The following is a 14,896-nucleotide window of genomic DNA, read 5'->3' as shown; positions in this document are numbered from 1 at the left end:
CGGGCGGTCTGTGGTAGAATGCTACACCTTGAAAACGACACGTGTCAGCGCCATTTTTGCGCCGGGCCGGCAAGGCTTCAGACACACGGGACTCGTCCAGCAGAGACGGGCCGATGTCGCTCTACGACCGATCCACTAGCGAAGACGCCTAACGCATGACGCTTCTTGCCCTGGGAATCAATCATCGGACGGCCAGTGTCGCCGTGCGAGAGCAGGTGGCCTTTACACCCTCGCAGCTCGAGAACGCGCTGGGCGAACTTCGCTGTCTGCCGCACATCCGCGAGGCGGCGGTGCTCTCCACCTGCAATCGCACCGAGCTCTACTGCGTGACCAACTCGGCTGGCGAGCAGGCGGTGCTCGAATGGCTGAGCCGCTTTCACGATCTCAGCGTCGATGAACTCGCCCGCTGCGCCTACCACTATCTGGATCACGACGCCGCGCGCCACCTGATGCGCGTGGCGGTGGGGCTCGATTCCATGGTGCTCGGCGAGCCGCAGATTCTTGGCCAACTGAAGGACGCCTACCAGCAGGCACGCCAGGCCAAGGGACTCGGTGGTGAGCTCGAGCGTCTTTTTCAGCACACCTTCGCCGTGGCCAAGCAGGTGCGCACCGAAACCGGCATCGGCAAGAACCCGGTGTCGGTCGCCTACGCGGCGGTCAGCATGGCGAGCCGTATCTTCGACGACTTCGGGCGGGCAAGTGCGCTCTTGATCGGTGCCGGCGAAACCATCGAGCTGGTCGCCCGCCACCTGCACGAGGCCGGGGTGCGCACTATCGTCGTGGCCAACCGTACCCGCGAGCGGGCTCAGGCCCTCGCCGGGCCGCTCGGCGGCGAGGCGATCGCGCTGCCGGACATTCCAACGGCGCTGGAGAAGGCGGACATCGTGATCTCCTCGACCGCAGCGCCCTTGCCGATCCTTGGCAAGGGCATGGTCGAGCGGGCGCTGAAGAAGCGCCGCCACCGGCCGGTGTTCATGGTCGACATCGCCGTGCCGCGCGACATCGAGCCCGAGGTCGGCGAGCTCGCCGACGTCTTCCTGTATACCGTCGACGACCTCGAGGAGGTGATCGAGGAGAACCGTCGCCACCGTCAGGTCGCCGCCGACCAGGCCGAATCGCTGATCGAGCACGGCGTGGGCAGCTGGCAGCAGGAGGGCCGTCTGCGTCAGGGGGGCGAGCTGATTCGCGACTACCGCCGCCACGGCGAGTCGCTTCGCGACGCCGCCCGGGATCAGGCGCTGGAGCGCTTGGCCCGTGGCGAAGACCCGGCCAAGGTGGTCGAGCGTCTGGCCCACCAGCTCGCCAATCGCTTCATGCACCAGCCCACGCTCGCCCTGCGCGAGGCGGCCACCCAGGAAAACCACGAACTTTTGAGCGCGGCGCCGCAGGTGCTGCTTCCCTCGAAGCCCGCGTTCGACAAGCCCGCGCCCGCGGCGAAACGCCAGAAGGATGATACGCCCGCATGAAAGAGACGTTGCGCCAACGCCTAGACAGTTTTGCCGACCGCTTCGAAGAGCTTGCGATGCTGCTCTCGGACCCGGATGTGATCAACGACCAGCAGCGCTTTCGCGACTACTCCCGCGAGTACGCCGAGCTCGAGGCGCTGGTCGCCGCCTGGCAGCGCTACCGCGAGATCGAGGAGAACATCGCCACCGCCGAAACATTGAGCCGCGACAGCGACCCGGAGATGCGCGAGCTGGCCGAGATGGAAATGGAAGAGGGCCGCGAGCAGCTCGAAGAGCTCGATACCGAACTCAAGCGCCTGCTGGTACCCAAGGACCCGGACGACGGGCGCGGCGTGTTTCTGGAAGTGCGCGCCGGCACCGGCGGCGACGAGGCGGCGATCTTCGCCGGCGACCTGTTTCGCATGTACTCCCGCTACGCGGAGAAACGCGGCTGGCGGGTGGAGGTGGTCAGCGCCAGTCACGGCGAGCACGGCGGCTACAAGGAGGTGATCTCCCGGGTCAAGGGCGACGGCGTCTATGCAAGGCTCAAGTTCGAGTCCGGCGCCCACCGCGTGCAGCGCGTGCCCGCCACCGAGTCCCAAGGGCGTATTCATACTTCCGCCTGCACCGTGGCGGTGATGCCCGAGGTCGAGGACGTGGGCGACATCGACATCAATCCGGCGGATCTGCGCGTGGACACCTACCGCTCCAGCGGCGCCGGCGGCCAGCACGTCAATACCACCGACTCGGCGATCCGCATCACCCACCTGCCCACCGGCGTGGTGGTGGAGTGCCAGGAGGAGCGCAGTCAGCACAAGAACCGCGCCAAGGCGATGTCGCTGCTCGCCGCCAGGCTCAAGCGCAACGCCGTGGATTCCCAGCGCCAGGAGCAGGCCGATGCGCGCCGCTCGCTGGTCGGCTCCGGTGATCGCAGCGAGCGCATTCGCACCTACAATTTCCCCCAAGGGCGCATCACCGACCACCGTATCAACCTGACGCTCTACAAGCTGGTCGACGTGATCAGCGGCGAGCAGCTCGACGACGTGGTGGAGCCCCTGATCCACGAGTACCAGGCCGAACAGCTCTCGGCGCTTCAGGACGCGTGATGAGCGTCGATGCGCTGCTCAAGGCGGCCACTCGGCGCCTGATCGAGGCGGGGTCGCCGACCCCGCGCCTGGACGCCGAAGTGCTGATGGGCCATGTGCTCGGACGTGATCGCACCTGGCTCTACACCTGGGGCGACGCGCCTTGCCCGCCCTTCGAACACGCCCGCTTCGACGCCCTGATAGCCGCCCGTGCCCAAGGCGAGCCGGTGGCCTATCTCACCGGCGAGCGCGAGTTCTGGGGGCTGCCCCTTGCCACCTCCCGGCATACGCTGATCCCGCGACCGGACACCGAAACCCTGGTGGAGGCGGCGCTCGCCCGCGCCCCGGCATCCGCCGGGCGGCTGCTCGATCTGGGCACCGGCACTGGCGCCATCGCGCTTGCCTTCGCCAGCGAGCGCCCGGGCTGGCAGGTGACCGGGCTCGATCTTCGCGACGAGGCGGTCGCACTTGCCGGGGCCAATGCCGCACACCTTCGCATCACTAACGCCACCTTCCTGCAAAGCGACTGGTTCGCCGCCCTGGATGCCGAGGCACGCTTCGAGCTCATCGTCAGCAACCCGCCCTACATCAGCGAGGACGACCCGCACCTCGCGCGTGGCGACGTGCGCTTCGAGCCGCGCTCGGCGCTGGTAGCGGCAGGCGATGGAATGGCGGATCTGGTGCATCTGATCGAGGGCGCCCGGCCGCACCTTTGCGCCCAAGGATTTCTGCTGCTCGAGCATGGCCATACCCAGGCCGAAAGCGTGCGGGCGGCGCTCGACCGGGCGGGGTATATTAACGTTGAAAGCCTGATCGACCTGCAGGGGCACGAGCGCGTCACCCTTGGGCAGGCGCGCGGCTAAAGGCAGGACAAGGGAGGCCACCATGAAACCCAGGAACCGAACGCTCGACCGGATCGATCTGCGCATTCTGCGCGCGCTCCAGGAGAACGCGCGCATCTCCTACGTGGATCTGGCCGCCCAGGTGGGGCTCTCCACCACGCCGTGCCTGGAGCGCGTCAAGCGTCTGGAGCGCGCCGGCGTCATTCGCGGCTACAAGGCGCTGCTCGACCCGCAGGCGCTCAAGGCGAACCTTTTAGTGTTCGTCGAGATCAGCCTCGAGACCCAGTCACCGGCGGTGTTTGACGAGTTTCGCCGCGCGGTGGAAACCCTGCCGCAGATCCAGGAGTGCCACCTGGTGTCGGGCCAGTTCGACTACATCCTCAAGTGCCGGATTCCCGAGATGTCCGCCTACCGCCAGCTGCTGGGTGACGTGGTGCTGACGCTGCCCGGTGTCAAGGAGTCCAAGAGCTATGTGGTGATGGAAGAGGTCAAGGAGAGCTTCAGCCTGCACGTGCCGGAGCTTGACGAGTTCGAGGAGAAGTAGCCGATGATGGATGACTTGACGCTTTTGCGCTATAGCCGCCAGATCATGCTCGACGAGGTGGACATCGAGGGCCAGGAGCGCCTGCAGGCCGCCCATGCGCTGATCATCGGCGCCGGCGGGCTCGGCTCGCCGGCGGCGCTGTATCTGGCCGCCTCAGGCGTCGGACGCATCACCATCGCCGATGCCGACGTGGTCGAGCTCTCCAACCTGCAGCGTCAGATCGCCCACGGTGAGGCGGACCTCGATCGCAACAAGGCCGCCTCGGCCGCCGCCAGCATGGCTGCGCTCAACCCGACCTGCGAGATCGTTGCCCTCGAACGCTATCTCGAGGCAGAGGAGCTGACACGACTGGCGGCCACGGCGGACGTGGTGCTGGACTGCACCGACCGCTTCTCGAGCCGCTATGCGATCAACGCTGCCTGCTGGCAGGCCGGGGTGGCGCTGGTGTCCGGCGCGGCGATCCGCTTTTCCGGGCAACTGGCAGTGTTCGATCCGCGCGTGCCGGAAAGTCCCTGCTACGCTTGTCTCTATCCCCCGGGCGATAGCGCCGACGAGGCCCTGAGCTGCGCCGAGAGCGGGGTGATCTCACCGCTGGTGGGCGTGATCGGCGCCTTCCAGGCGCTCGAGGCGGTGAAGATCGCAAGTAGGATCGGGCGCGTTCACCAGGGGCTTTCCACCTTCGATGCCCTGAGCGGGCGCTGGCGCCATTTTCAGGTGCCCCGCGACCCCGCCTGCCCGGTGTGCGGTAAACCCGCCATTTGAAGGCGTGCCCAGTGGGCACCAAACCCGTCCAGAGGGGGTAGCGTGGCAAGATTCCCCGGCTCGAAGAGCCTTTTGCAGGCCCGGCGCGCCCAGCAGGGCCGCACGGGCAGAAGCGCCCAGCCCGCCTTTCGGGTCCCCGTCGTGGACAAGCGCACGCGCGTGGACGCCGGCCAGCGCCTGCCGCTTGCTCAGATGCTGACCCGCGCCCGGCAAGCGCTCGTCGAGCGGCTCGCAGCCGAGGCCGACGCGCCGCTACGCGTCTTTGTATCGGTCACCGACGGCACCCGCCGGGCGCGGGTCGCGAGCGAACGGGGGGCTCCCAGCAGCGACGCGCTCTGGCAGCGGCTCGAAGACCGGCTCGAGGAGCACTACGCCCTTGACGCGCCGGTACGCTGGCTGCGCCTGGACTGGGCGCACGACGTGACGGCGCACACCTGGGAGAGCCTCGCTGCGACGCTTTCACGTCACAAGCGCAACTACTTTCGCCGCGGCATCGCGCTGGATCCGGGCCTGCAACACGCCTTTCTCGAGCAGGAGCTCAACGCCAACGCCATGCTCTACGCCGGCAGCCGGGTGGCCAGCGCCGAGCTCAACCCCGGCAACTTCCGGCGCTACGCCCGGGAGCGCTTCGGGGCGACCTTCGAGGTCGATTTCAACCCGCGCCAGCGCGTCTACACCTTCGCCACCGACGCGCTGCTGATCGAACCCGGGCAGTCACCCAGGCCGTTGCAGGGCTATCGCAGCGGTCAGCAGGGGCGCCATACCGGCCGGCGCGTCATCGAGACGCTGACCCCGGCGGGGACCCGCGCCCTGATCGACCGCGCCAGCGCCTTCCTGGCCGCCCAGGTCGAGCCGGATGGACGCTTCGTCTACGGCATCCACCCCTGTTTCGATCGCGACGTCGCAGGCTACAACACCCTGCGCCACGCCAGCAGTATCTACAGCATGCTCGAGGCCTGGGAGGTCAACCAGAGCGCCGTGCTGAAAGACGCGATCGACCGGGCACTGGGCCGCTTGACCACGACGTTTCTGAAGCGCTTCGAGCATCGCGGCGAGCGCGTGACCTACCTGCTGGAAGCCAACGGCGAGATCAAGCTCGGCGGCAGTGGGGTAACGCTGCTGGCGCTGGCGAAATACACCGAGCTTACCGGCGATGAACAGTATCTGCCGGTAATGGAAGAGCTGGCACTGGGCATTCGCCAGCTCCAGCTAGAAAGCGGCGGCTTCGATCACGTGCTGAACGCGGCGGATCTCAGCGTCAAGGAGCGCTTTCGCATCATCTACTACGATGGCGAGGCGGCGTTCGGGCTGATGCGCCTTTTTGGACTGACGAAGGATCCGCGCTGGCTTGAAGTGGTCGAGCGCGCCTTTAAGTACTTCATCGCCCAGGAGCACTGGCGTGCCCATGACCACTGGCTGAGCTACTGCGTCAACGAATTGACGCTTTACCGGCCCGAGGAGCGCTACTACCGCTTCGGTCTGCAGAACGTGGCAGGGTATCTCGACTTCGTCGAGGAGCGCATCACCACCTTCCCGACGCTGCTCGAGCTGATGATGGCGGCGCACAAGATGATCACGCGGCTGCAGGCCGTGCCCGAATATCGTCACCTGCTCGAGCTCATCGACATCGAGCGCTTCTACCGGGCGCTGGAGAAGCGCGCCCACTACCTGCTCAACGGTCACTTCTGGCCCGAGTTCGCGATGTACTTCAAGCGCCCCGAGCGCATCGTCGGCAGCTTCTTCATTCGCCACCACAGCTTTCGGGTGCGTATCGACGACGTGGAGCACTATCTTTCCGGGTTCGTGGCGTATCTATGCCACTACCTGCAGGCGCCCACACCTCGTCTCGCGACCCTAGTCACCTCGCGCGAGGAAGAACAGTGGCGTCGTGATGACATTGAACGGGCCGTCGAGGGAGAGTGGCTCGTCGCGCCCGCGTCGAACCGCTGGCAGGCGACCGGCCTGAGCTTCCATCTCAAGACCATGGCGGCGGGTCACGCCGTCGCCCTGCGCAGAGTCGGCGCGGGGAGCGGGCGGGGGCTGCCGATCGACAACCTCGTCAGGCTGCCCTTCACGCCGCAGCTGCTGCTCGCCGACGACTCTCATGAGGCGGCCGAACTGGCGGCACTGGGAATGCCGGTCTACCGCGTGGCGGATATCGACCAGGCCGTGCTCGCGATGGGCCGTTACGCTCGCCAGAAGCTTACGGGCAGGGTGATCGGCGTCACCGGCAGCGCCGGCAAGACGACCCTGGTCGCCCTGCTCGAGGCGCTGCTGCGCCCTTGGGGAGACGTGGGGGCGACCACCCACAGCGCCAACCTGCCCCACGGTATCGCTTGGACGCTGGCCAGCGTCCCCTGGCAGGCGCCTTATCAGGTTATCGAGATGGCGATCGGGCGCATGCGCCAGAATTCCGCGCTGGCGCGCCCGGACGTGGCGGTGTTTCTCAATGCGGGGCCTGCGCACCTGGAGTATCACGAGAGCGTCGAGCAGGTGGCGGTGCGCAAGAGCCGCATCTTCGAGTCGATGACGGCAGGGAGCGTGGCGGTGATCAACCGCGACATGGAGCAGTGGTCGATCGTTCACGCCGCCGCGCAACGACATGGACTGCTTATCCTATCTTTTGGCGTTCATCCGGATGCCACGGTTCGCTGGGTCGATCCAGAGGAAATGGCGACCTTCGTGATCGACTACCCGGGCGAGCGCGTCAAGCTCGCCATGGACGGGCAGGGGGCGCACTGGGCCATGAACGTGTTGGCAGCCTTCGGGGTGCTGCTCGCGCTGGGCCTCTCGCCTCGCGACGTGCTGCCGTTCGTTTCACGAGTCGCGCCGCCCGAAGGGCGCGGCCGCCATCGACGCATCGCCTGGCGAGGGGGAAACATCGAGCTTCTCGACGACGCCTACAACGCCAACCCGCTGTCGATGAAGGCCATGCTGGCGCAGGCGCAGGGGGTCCAGGCGCGCCGCAAGCACCTGGTGCTGGCCGATATGCTCGAACTCGGCGCGCAGAGCCCTGACTACCATCGCGCGCTGGTCGAGCCGATCCTTGCAAGCGGCGCCCACTCGGTGTGGCTGCTTGGTGAGCAGATGCAGGCCCTCGAGCCGCTGCTCGAAAAGAGCGTTCCCCGGGTGGCCAGTTTTCCCTCGAGGTCAGCGCTGGCCCAGCGGCTTCGTGAGGCGCTCGAACCCGACGACTGGGTCGCCTTCAAGGGCTCGAACAAGTTCGGACTGAGCGAGCTTGCTCGCCGTTTGAGCGAGGCCTAGCGACGAAAAAGCCCGCCGGGAGGCGGGCGGGACGTCACGGTCTTGCGTCAAAGGGTAAAGGGGCCGCAGCCCCTTGGGTTCGGATCAGTTGCGAATCAGGTAGTCGAAGGCGCCAAGCGAGGCCTTCGCGCCTTCGCCCATGGCGATGACGATCTGCTTGTAGGGCACGGTGGTCACGTCGCCGGCAGCGAAGACGCCGGGCACGGAGGTCATGCCGTGGGAATCGACGATGATTTCGCCGCGCGGGGTCATCTCGATCGGGGTGTCCTTGAGCCACTCGGTGTTGGGCACCAGGCCGATCTGGACGAAGATGCCTTCGAGCGCGATCTGCTTCGCCTCGTCGGTGTTGCGATCCTTGTAGGTCAGGCCGTTCACGCGGCTGCCGTCGCCAGTCACCTCGGTGGACTGGGCGTTGAGGATGATGTCGACGTTGGGCAAACTCTTGAGCTTTTTCTGCAGCACCGCGTCGGCGCGCATCTCGCCCATGAACTCGACTAGGGTGACGTGATCGACGATACCCGCCAGATCGATCGCCGCTTCGACCCCGGAGTTGCCGCCGCCGATCACCGCCACGCGCTTGCCCTTGAACAGCGGGCCGTCGCAATGCGGGCAGTAGGCCACGCCCTTGTTGCGGTACGTCTGCTCGCCGGGCACGTTCATCTCCCGCCAGCGGGCGCCGGTAGCCAGAATCAAGGTCTTGCTCTTGAGCGTGGCGCCGGATTCGAACGTCACTTCATGAAGCCCACCCTCGGTCTCGGCGGCCTTGAAGGCCGTGGCGCGCTGCAGGTTCATCACGTCGACCTCGTAGTCGTTGACGTGCTGCTCGAGGGCCGCTACCAACTTCGGGCCTTCGGTGCGGGAGACCGAGATGAAATTCTCGATGCCCAGGGTATCCGAGACCTGGCCGCCGAAGCGCTCGGCAGCGATGCCCGTGTTGATGCCCTTGCGCGCCGAATAGATCGCCGCCGAGGCGCCGGCGGGGCCGCCGCCGATGATCAAGGAGTCGAACGCGGCCTTTTCGCTGAGCTTTTTCGCGTCGCGCTCGGCCGCACCCGTATCGACCTTGGCGAGAATCTGCTCGATCGTCATGCGGCCCTGATCGAAGGGCTTGCCGTTCAGGTAGACGCTCGGCACCGACATGATCTCGCGTGCCTCGACCTCATCCTGGAACAGCGCGCCATCGATGGCCACGTGCTGGATGCCCGGGTTGAAGATCGCCATCAGGTTCAGCGCCTGCACCACGTCCGGGCAGTTCTGGCATGACAGCGAATAGTAGGTCTCGAAGCGCATCTCGCCGTCGAGAGCCTTGATTTGATCGAGCGTCTCCTGAGAGGTCTTGGGCGGGTGACCGCCGACCTGCAGAAGCGCCAGCACCAGCGATGTGAACTCATGGCCCATCGGGATGCCGGCGAACACCACGCCGGTCTCTTCGCCGGGGCGGTTGATGGCGAACGACGGTGTGCGCGCGTCCTGGCCATCGGTGCTCAAACTGATCTTGTCGGAGAGGCTCGCGATGTCCTGCAAGAGGCCAAGCAGCTCCTGAGATTTGGCGCCGTCGTCGAGGGATGCCGCGATCTCGAACGGTTGGGTCACCTTTTCCAGATAAGCCTTCAACTGATTTTTCAAATTCGCGTCCAGCATGACCGTGGTTCCTCGCAATCGGCTTGAATATGTCTCGACCGCCGTGAGCCCGAACGTCTGGGTGAGGCGGGAGAGAAAGGGGTGTTACGGTAATGAAAGCCCAGCGCTTGAAGAAGCGAGGGGCTGAAACGGCGCGCCCGGGCGAGTGCCCGGGCGCGAGGCTACTCCGTCGATGAAATCGTGACTGTCAAAGCGGAGAAGCGACGGGCGGCTTAGATCTTGCCGACGAGATCCAGAGACGGCGCGAGGGTCTCTTCGCCTTCTTTCCACTTGGCCGGGCACACTTCGTTCGGGTTTTCGCGAACGTACTGGGCGGCCTTCACCTTGCGCAGCAGCTCTTCGGCGTTACGGCCGATGTTGCCAGCGTTGATCTCGACGATCTGGATCTTGCCGTCCGGGTCGACCACGAAGGTGCCGCGCTCGGCCAGGCCATCTTCCTCGATCAGCACTTCGAAATTGCGCGAGATCTTCAGCGTCGGGTCGGCGATCATAGGGTACTGGAGCTTGCCGATGGTCTCGGAGCTATCGTGCCACGCCTTGTGGGTGAAGTGGGTGTCGGTGGAAACGCTGTAGATCTCGACGCCCAGCTTCTTGAACGCGTCGTAGTTGTCGGCCAGGTCACCAAGCTCGGTCGGGCAGACGAAGGTGAAGTCGGCCGGGTAGAAGAAGAAAACGGACCACTGGCCTTTCAGGTCGGCGTCGGTAACGTCGATGAATTCACCGTTGTGGTAAGCGGTCGCTTTGAAGGGTTTTACTTCGGTGTTAATCAAGGACATTCAGCTAGTCTCCGTTATCGGATGGGTGTGGCTCGAAAATGTAGGGGTCATACTAACGACCAATGCTTGATAGCTAAAATTGAAAAAAGACATTCATTTCATAGCAATCGGCTATGGCATCAGAAGCGGTACGTGGCGCCGAAGCCGCGTGTCAGCCTGAACCCAGAGGCTTAAGTGGGGTCGCCGGGCGCTCAATGCAACAATTTTCTCGCCAACCCTTGCGATGGGGGGCGAGGCCGCGCAGAATTCGCAGCTTCGAAAAATTGCCTCGCCGCATTTAGGTGCTAATTTGAGGGTTGGCGCCGATGAAGTGGCACTCAACGATGGCGGTTCGCGGTGACGTCGACTCGGCACTCTCCGGTCGGCTCTATCAGCATTTGCACGAGGAGCAATGGAATGGGGAACATCCACAAACTCGCAGCGGCCGTTACGGCGCTTTCCTGTGTCGTAGCGGCGAACGCCCACGCTGACGAAGTGCGTGTCTACAACTGGTCTGACTATATCGCCCCGGAAACGCTTGCGAAGTTCACCGAGCGCACCGGCATCGACGTCACCTACGACGTCTACGACAGCAACGAAACCCTCGATGCCGCGCTGCTGGCCGGCCGCTCCGGCTACGACGTGGTGGTGCCCTCGTCCCACTTCTTCCTGCGCCAGCGCCAGGCCGGCGTCTACCAGACCCTCGATGCCGCCCAACTGCCCAACCTGGGCAATCTCAATCCCGAGCTGATGGAGAACCTCGAGGGCATCGACGCCACCACCGAGTACATGGTCCCTTACATGTGGGGCACCAACGGCATCGGCTACAACGTCGACCGGGTGCGCGAAATCCTTGGCGACAACGCCCCGGTGGATAGCTGGGCGATGCTCTTCGATCCCGAGATCACCGGCGCCCTGAACGCGGCCGGCTGCGGTATCGCGATGCTCGATACCGGCGAGGAGATGCTGCCCGCCGCCATGGCGTATCTGGGCCTGAGCCCGATCAGCGACAGCACCGACGATCTCGAGGCCGCCGGCGAGGCGATCGCGGCGGTGCGCGACGACATCACCTACTTCCACTCCTCGCGCTACATTTCCGATCTCGCCAACGGCGACATCTGCGTGGCCGGCGGCTACTCCGGCGACGTCTTCCAGGCTGCGGAGCGTGCCGAGGAAGCGGGTCGCGACTTCACCATCGGCTACTCCATTCCGAAAGAGGGCGCCGCGCTCTGGTTCGACGTGATGGCGATCCCCGCCGATGCGCCGAATCCGGAAAACGCCCACGCCTTCATCAACTTCATCCTCGATCCGGAAATTGCCGCCGAGATCACCGACTACGTCAGCTACGCCAACCCCAACGCGGCCGCCGATGCCTACCTCGACGAGGAGATCCTGAACGATCCGGCGATCTACCCGGAAACCGAGGTCATGCAGAACCTCTACGTCGCCCGCGACATGCCCCAGCCGTTCCAGCGCGCTCGCACGCGTATCTGGAACCGCGTCAAGTCCGGTCGTTGATCTAGCGTCGATCCCGCGGCGGGCAGGGGAGAACCCTGTCCGCTTCTAATCGTTTGGTGCCCGCTAGCCCGGGCCTTTGGATGGGAGTGGCGAATGGTCACAACGCCCCTGTCGAACGACACCTCGGCCGCTCAAGCGGCGCCCCGCACGCCCGGCAAGACCCCACGTTTCGCCGAGGACATCGTGCTGGAGGTCAAGCGCCTGAGCAAGCGCTTCGACGAAGCGCTGGCGGTGGATACCGTCAACCTGCAGGTCAAGCGCGGCGAGATCTTCGCGCTTCTGGGCGGCTCCGGCTCCGGCAAGTCGACGCTGTTGCGCATGCTGGCCGGCTTCGAGACGCCGACTGAGGGCAGCATCCTGCTCGGTGGCGAAGACATCACGCGAACCCCGCCGCACAAGCGCGCGATCAACATGATGTTCCAGTCCTACGCGCTCTTTCCACACATGAGCGTGGCTCAGAACATCGCCTTCGGGCTAAAGCAGGACAAGCTTCCCAAGGCCGAGATCGAGGCGCGAGTGGCGCAGATGCTCAAGCTCGTGCACATGGAACGCTTCGCCAAGCGCAAGCCGCACCAGCTCTCCGGTGGCCAGCGCCAGCGGGTAGCACTGGCACGCTCGCTGGCCAAGCGGCCCAAGCTTCTGCTGCTCGACGAGCCCATGGGCGCGCTGGACAAGAAGCTGCGCACCGAGATGCAGCTCGAGGTGGTCGAGATCATCGAGCAGGTCGGCGTGACCTGCATCATGGTCACCCACGACCAGGAAGAGGCGATGACCATGGCGGACCGCGTGGCGATCATGGCCGATGGCTGGATCGAGCAGGTGGGCTCACCGGTGGACATCTACGAGAGCCCGGCAAGCCGCATGGTGGCGGAGTTCGTCGGCACGGTGAATCTGTTCGAGGGCGAGATCGTCGAGGACGCGGCGGATCACTGCACCATCGAAACGTCCTTGCTGTCACGGCCGATCTACATCGACCACGGCATCACCACCCAGGCGATGGACCGGCGGGTGTGGGCGGCGCTGCGCCCAGAGAAGATCTGGCTCTCCCGCGAGAAGCCCGAAGGCGCCTACAACTGGGAGGCGGGCAAGGTCGATGACATCGCCTACCTCGGCGGCTACTCGCTCTACTACGTGCGCACCGCTACTGGGCAGATGATCAAGGTGAGCATGGCCAACGTCGAGCGGCGTGGCGATCGCCCCACCTGGGAGGACGATGTCTACGTGTACTGGGAAGACCATAGCGCCATCGTGCTCAACCGATGAGCGTGGATTCAGGAGAGCGCCCTTGATGAAGTCGCTTACGTTCGCCGCGCGCCTGCAGCGCCTGAAGCTCGGCCGTCGCGCGGTGATCGCGCTGCCGCTGGTGTGGCTGACGCTGTTCTTCTTGCTGCCCTTCGCCCTAGTGCTGAAGATCAGCCTGTCCGAATCGATGGTGGCGATTCCGCCCTTCGGACCGCTGCTCGAGTACGCCGACCAGACGCTGCACGTCTTCCTGAACCTGGGCAACTACCTGTTCCTGCTGTCGGATTCGCTCTACGTGGCGGCTTACTGGGGCTCGATCCAGACGGCCTTCATCTCGACGCTGGTATGTCTGCTGCTCGGCTACCCGATGGCCTACGCCATGGCCCGGGCACCGCTTCGCTGGCAACTGATACTGGTGCTGCTGGTGATGCTGCCGTCGTGGACCTCGTTTCTAATCCGGGTCTACGCCTGGATGGGGATTCTCAGCAACAGCGGCCTGCTCAACAACCTGCTGATGAGCCTGGGCCTGATCGACTCGCCCCTGCGCATGATGAACACCCGGTTCGCCGTGGTGATCGGTATCGTCTACGCCTACCTGCCGTTCATGGTGCTGCCGCTCTACGCCCATCTCACGCGGCTCGACAACTCGCTGCTGGAAGCGGCGGCGGATCTGGGCTCGCGCAAGCTCAACACCTTCCTCAAGGTGACGTTACCGCTCTCCATGGGCGGCATCATCGCGGGCTCGATGCTGGTGTTCATTCCGGCAGTGGGGGAGTTCGTCATCCCCGAACTTCTCGGCGGGCCGGATACGCTGATGATCGGCAAGGTACTGTGGGAGGAGTTCTTCCTGAACCGCGACTGGCCGGTCGCCTCGGCGCTCGCCATGGTGATGCTGGCACTCCTGCTCGTGCCCATCGTGTGGTTTCACCGCTACCAGTCCCGGGAGCTCGAAAAATGAGAAAGCCGCGCATGCCGTCGTTCACCACCGTGATGTTAGTGGTGGGGCTGGTGTTTCTCTATCTGCCGATGCTGGTGCTGGTGGTCTACTCCTTCAACGCCTCGCGCCTGGTGACCGTATGGGCGGGCTTCTCCACCGAGTGGTATGGCGCGCTGTTTCGCGACCGTCAGATCCTCGCTGCAGTGTGGACGAGCCTCGAGATCGCTTTCTTCGCCGCCAGCATGGCGGTGTGTCTGGGGACCGTGGCGGCCTTCGTGATGACCCGCTTCGGACGCTTTCGCGGCAAGACGGCATTGTCGAGCATGGTGACCGCGCCCTTGGTGATGCCCGAGGTGATCACCGGACTTTCGCTTCTGCTCCTGTTCGTGCAGATGGCCCAGCTTACCGGCTGGCCGGCGGATCGCGGCATGGCGACGATCTGGATCGCCCATACCACCTTCTGCAGCGCTTACGTCGCGGTGGTGGTCGCCGCGCGCCTGCGCGAGATGGATCGCTCCATCGAAGAGGCGGCGATGGACCTGGGCTCGCCGCCTTTGAAGACGTTCTTCAGCATCACGCTGCCGGTGATCTCGCCGGCGCTGGTCGCCGGGTGGCTGCTCGCCTTCACGCTGTCGCTGGATGATCTGGTGATCGCGAGCTTCGTCTCCGGCCCCGGGGCCAACACGCTACCGATGGTGGTGTTCTCCTCGGTACGCCTGGGCGTCTCGCCGAAGATCAACGCGCTGGCCACGCTGATCATTCTGGTGGTGTCGCTGGCCACACTCCTGGCCTGGTACGTCATGCGCCGAAGTGAAAAGCGCCGCCTGGCATTGATTCACCGGGCGAGCGACGACGAGTAGC

Annotated in this window: 12 protein-coding genes; 10 read left to right on the top strand and 2 right to left on the bottom strand. The window is 65.1% G+C overall.

Annotated features, from left to right (window positions below):
• Positions 1-155: 155 nt before the first annotated feature.
• Genes hemA through GEV37_RS17030 form a run of 6 tightly spaced genes read left to right on the top strand, consistent with a single transcriptional unit; the run spans position 156 to position 7,942 of the window.
• Entirely contained in the window at positions 156-1,466 is a 1,311-nt protein-coding gene (gene hemA, locus GEV37_RS05810; RefSeq protein WP_227389302.1) for a glutamyl-tRNA reductase, read from the top strand.
• Positions 1,463-2,551 (top strand): peptide chain release factor 1, encoded by a 1,089-nt coding sequence (gene prfA, locus GEV37_RS05805; protein ID WP_227389301.1) that lies wholly within the window; start codon positions 1,463-1,465, stop codon positions 2,549-2,551. The genes hemA and prfA overlap by 4 nt, the downstream gene beginning before the upstream one ends.
• On the top strand, positions 2,551-3,393 hold the full coding sequence (gene prmC, locus GEV37_RS05800) for a peptide chain release factor N(5)-glutamine methyltransferase (protein ID WP_227389300.1): 843 nt from the start codon (positions 2,551-2,553) through the stop codon (positions 3,391-3,393). Before prfA ends, prmC begins: the two co-directional genes overlap by 1 nt.
• Positions 3,394-3,415: 22 nt before the next feature.
• The gene (locus GEV37_RS05795; RefSeq protein ID WP_227389299.1) at positions 3,416-3,916 is read left to right on the top strand and encodes an Lrp/AsnC ligand binding domain-containing protein; all 501 of its coding nucleotides are present in this window, start codon (positions 3,416-3,418) and stop codon (positions 3,914-3,916) included.
• Between the two features lie 3 nt (positions 3,917-3,919).
• Positions 3,920-4,678: a HesA/MoeB/ThiF family protein gene (locus tag GEV37_RS05790; RefSeq protein WP_227389298.1), complete on the top strand. Its 759-nt coding sequence runs from the start codon at positions 3,920-3,922 to the stop codon at positions 4,676-4,678.
• A 42-nt stretch (positions 4,679-4,720) separates the two neighbouring features.
• The gene (locus GEV37_RS17030; RefSeq protein WP_227389297.1) at positions 4,721-7,942 is read left to right on the top strand and encodes a UDP-N-acetylmuramoyl-tripeptide--D-alanyl-D-alanine ligase; all 3,222 of its coding nucleotides are present in this window, start codon (positions 4,721-4,723) and stop codon (positions 7,940-7,942) included.
• An 84-nt stretch (positions 7,943-8,026) separates the two neighbouring features.
• Here GEV37_RS17030 and ahpF read toward each other — a convergent pair whose 3' ends face one another.
• Positions 8,027-9,583: an alkyl hydroperoxide reductase subunit F gene (gene ahpF, locus GEV37_RS05780; RefSeq protein WP_227389296.1), complete on the bottom strand. Its 1,557-nt coding sequence runs from the start codon at positions 9,581-9,583 to the stop codon at positions 8,027-8,029.
• Between the two features lie 212 nt (positions 9,584-9,795).
• A complete protein-coding gene (ahpC, locus tag GEV37_RS05775; protein ID WP_227389295.1) occupies positions 9,796-10,359 on the bottom strand; it encodes an alkyl hydroperoxide reductase subunit C in 564 nt (187 codons plus the stop codon).
• Between the two features lie 396 nt (positions 10,360-10,755).
• Between ahpC and GEV37_RS05770 the strand changes: the two genes are divergently transcribed.
• The 4 genes from GEV37_RS05770 to GEV37_RS05755 all read left to right on the top strand — a co-directional run bounded on the left by GEV37_RS05770 (position 10,756) and on the right by GEV37_RS05755 (position 14,895).
• Positions 10,756-11,856: a polyamine ABC transporter substrate-binding protein gene (locus GEV37_RS05770; protein WP_227389294.1), complete on the top strand. Its 1,101-nt coding sequence runs from the start codon at positions 10,756-10,758 to the stop codon at positions 11,854-11,856.
• Positions 11,857-11,949: 93 nt separating this feature from the next.
• The gene (locus tag GEV37_RS05765) at positions 11,950-13,119 is read left to right on the top strand and encodes an ABC transporter ATP-binding protein (protein ID WP_227389293.1); all 1,170 of its coding nucleotides are present in this window, start codon (positions 11,950-11,952) and stop codon (positions 13,117-13,119) included.
• Positions 13,120-13,144: 25 nt separating this feature from the next.
• Positions 13,145-14,056 (top strand): ABC transporter permease subunit, encoded by a 912-nt coding sequence (locus GEV37_RS05760; protein WP_227389292.1) that lies wholly within the window; start codon positions 13,145-13,147, stop codon positions 14,054-14,056.
• Positions 14,053-14,895: an ABC transporter permease subunit gene (locus GEV37_RS05755; RefSeq protein WP_338035110.1), complete on the top strand. Its 843-nt coding sequence runs from the start codon at positions 14,053-14,055 to the stop codon at positions 14,893-14,895. Before GEV37_RS05760 ends, GEV37_RS05755 begins: the two co-directional genes overlap by 4 nt.
• Position 14,896 lies beyond the last annotated feature (1 nt).

Origin of the sequence: Vreelandella malpeensis, from assembly GCF_020622355.1 — a bacterium.
GTDB lineage: Bacteria > Pseudomonadota > Gammaproteobacteria > Pseudomonadales > Halomonadaceae > Vreelandella > Vreelandella malpeensis.
Note: the sequence above shows the minus strand (reverse complement) of the source record. Positions and strands in the feature narration are given on the sequence as shown.

Coding starts and splice junctions, on each gene's coding strand:
- hemA (WP_227389302.1), top strand. CDS start 156: ATGACGCTTCTTGCCCTGGGAATCAATCATCGGACGGCCAGTGTCGCC.
- prfA (WP_227389301.1), top strand. CDS start 1,463: ATGAAAGAGACGTTGCGCCAACGCCTAGACAGTTTTGCCGACCGCTTC.
- prmC (WP_227389300.1), top strand. CDS start 2,551: ATGAGCGTCGATGCGCTGCTCAAGGCGGCCACTCGGCGCCTGATCGAG.
- GEV37_RS05795 (WP_227389299.1), top strand. CDS start 3,416: ATGAAACCCAGGAACCGAACGCTCGACCGGATCGATCTGCGCATTCTG.
- GEV37_RS05790 (WP_227389298.1), top strand. CDS start 3,920: ATGATGGATGACTTGACGCTTTTGCGCTATAGCCGCCAGATCATGCTC.
- ahpF (WP_227389296.1), bottom strand. CDS start 9,583: ATGCTGGACGCGAATTTGAAAAATCAGTTGAAGGCTTATCTGGAAAAG.
- ahpC (WP_227389295.1), bottom strand. CDS start 10,359: ATGTCCTTGATTAACACCGAAGTAAAACCCTTCAAAGCGACCGCTTAC.
- GEV37_RS05770 (WP_227389294.1), top strand. CDS start 10,756: ATGGGGAACATCCACAAACTCGCAGCGGCCGTTACGGCGCTTTCCTGT.
- GEV37_RS05765 (WP_227389293.1), top strand. CDS start 11,950: ATGGTCACAACGCCCCTGTCGAACGACACCTCGGCCGCTCAAGCGGCG.
- GEV37_RS05760 (WP_227389292.1), top strand. CDS start 13,145: ATGAAGTCGCTTACGTTCGCCGCGCGCCTGCAGCGCCTGAAGCTCGGC.
- GEV37_RS05755 (WP_338035110.1), top strand. CDS start 14,053: ATGAGAAAGCCGCGCATGCCGTCGTTCACCACCGTGATGTTAGTGGTG.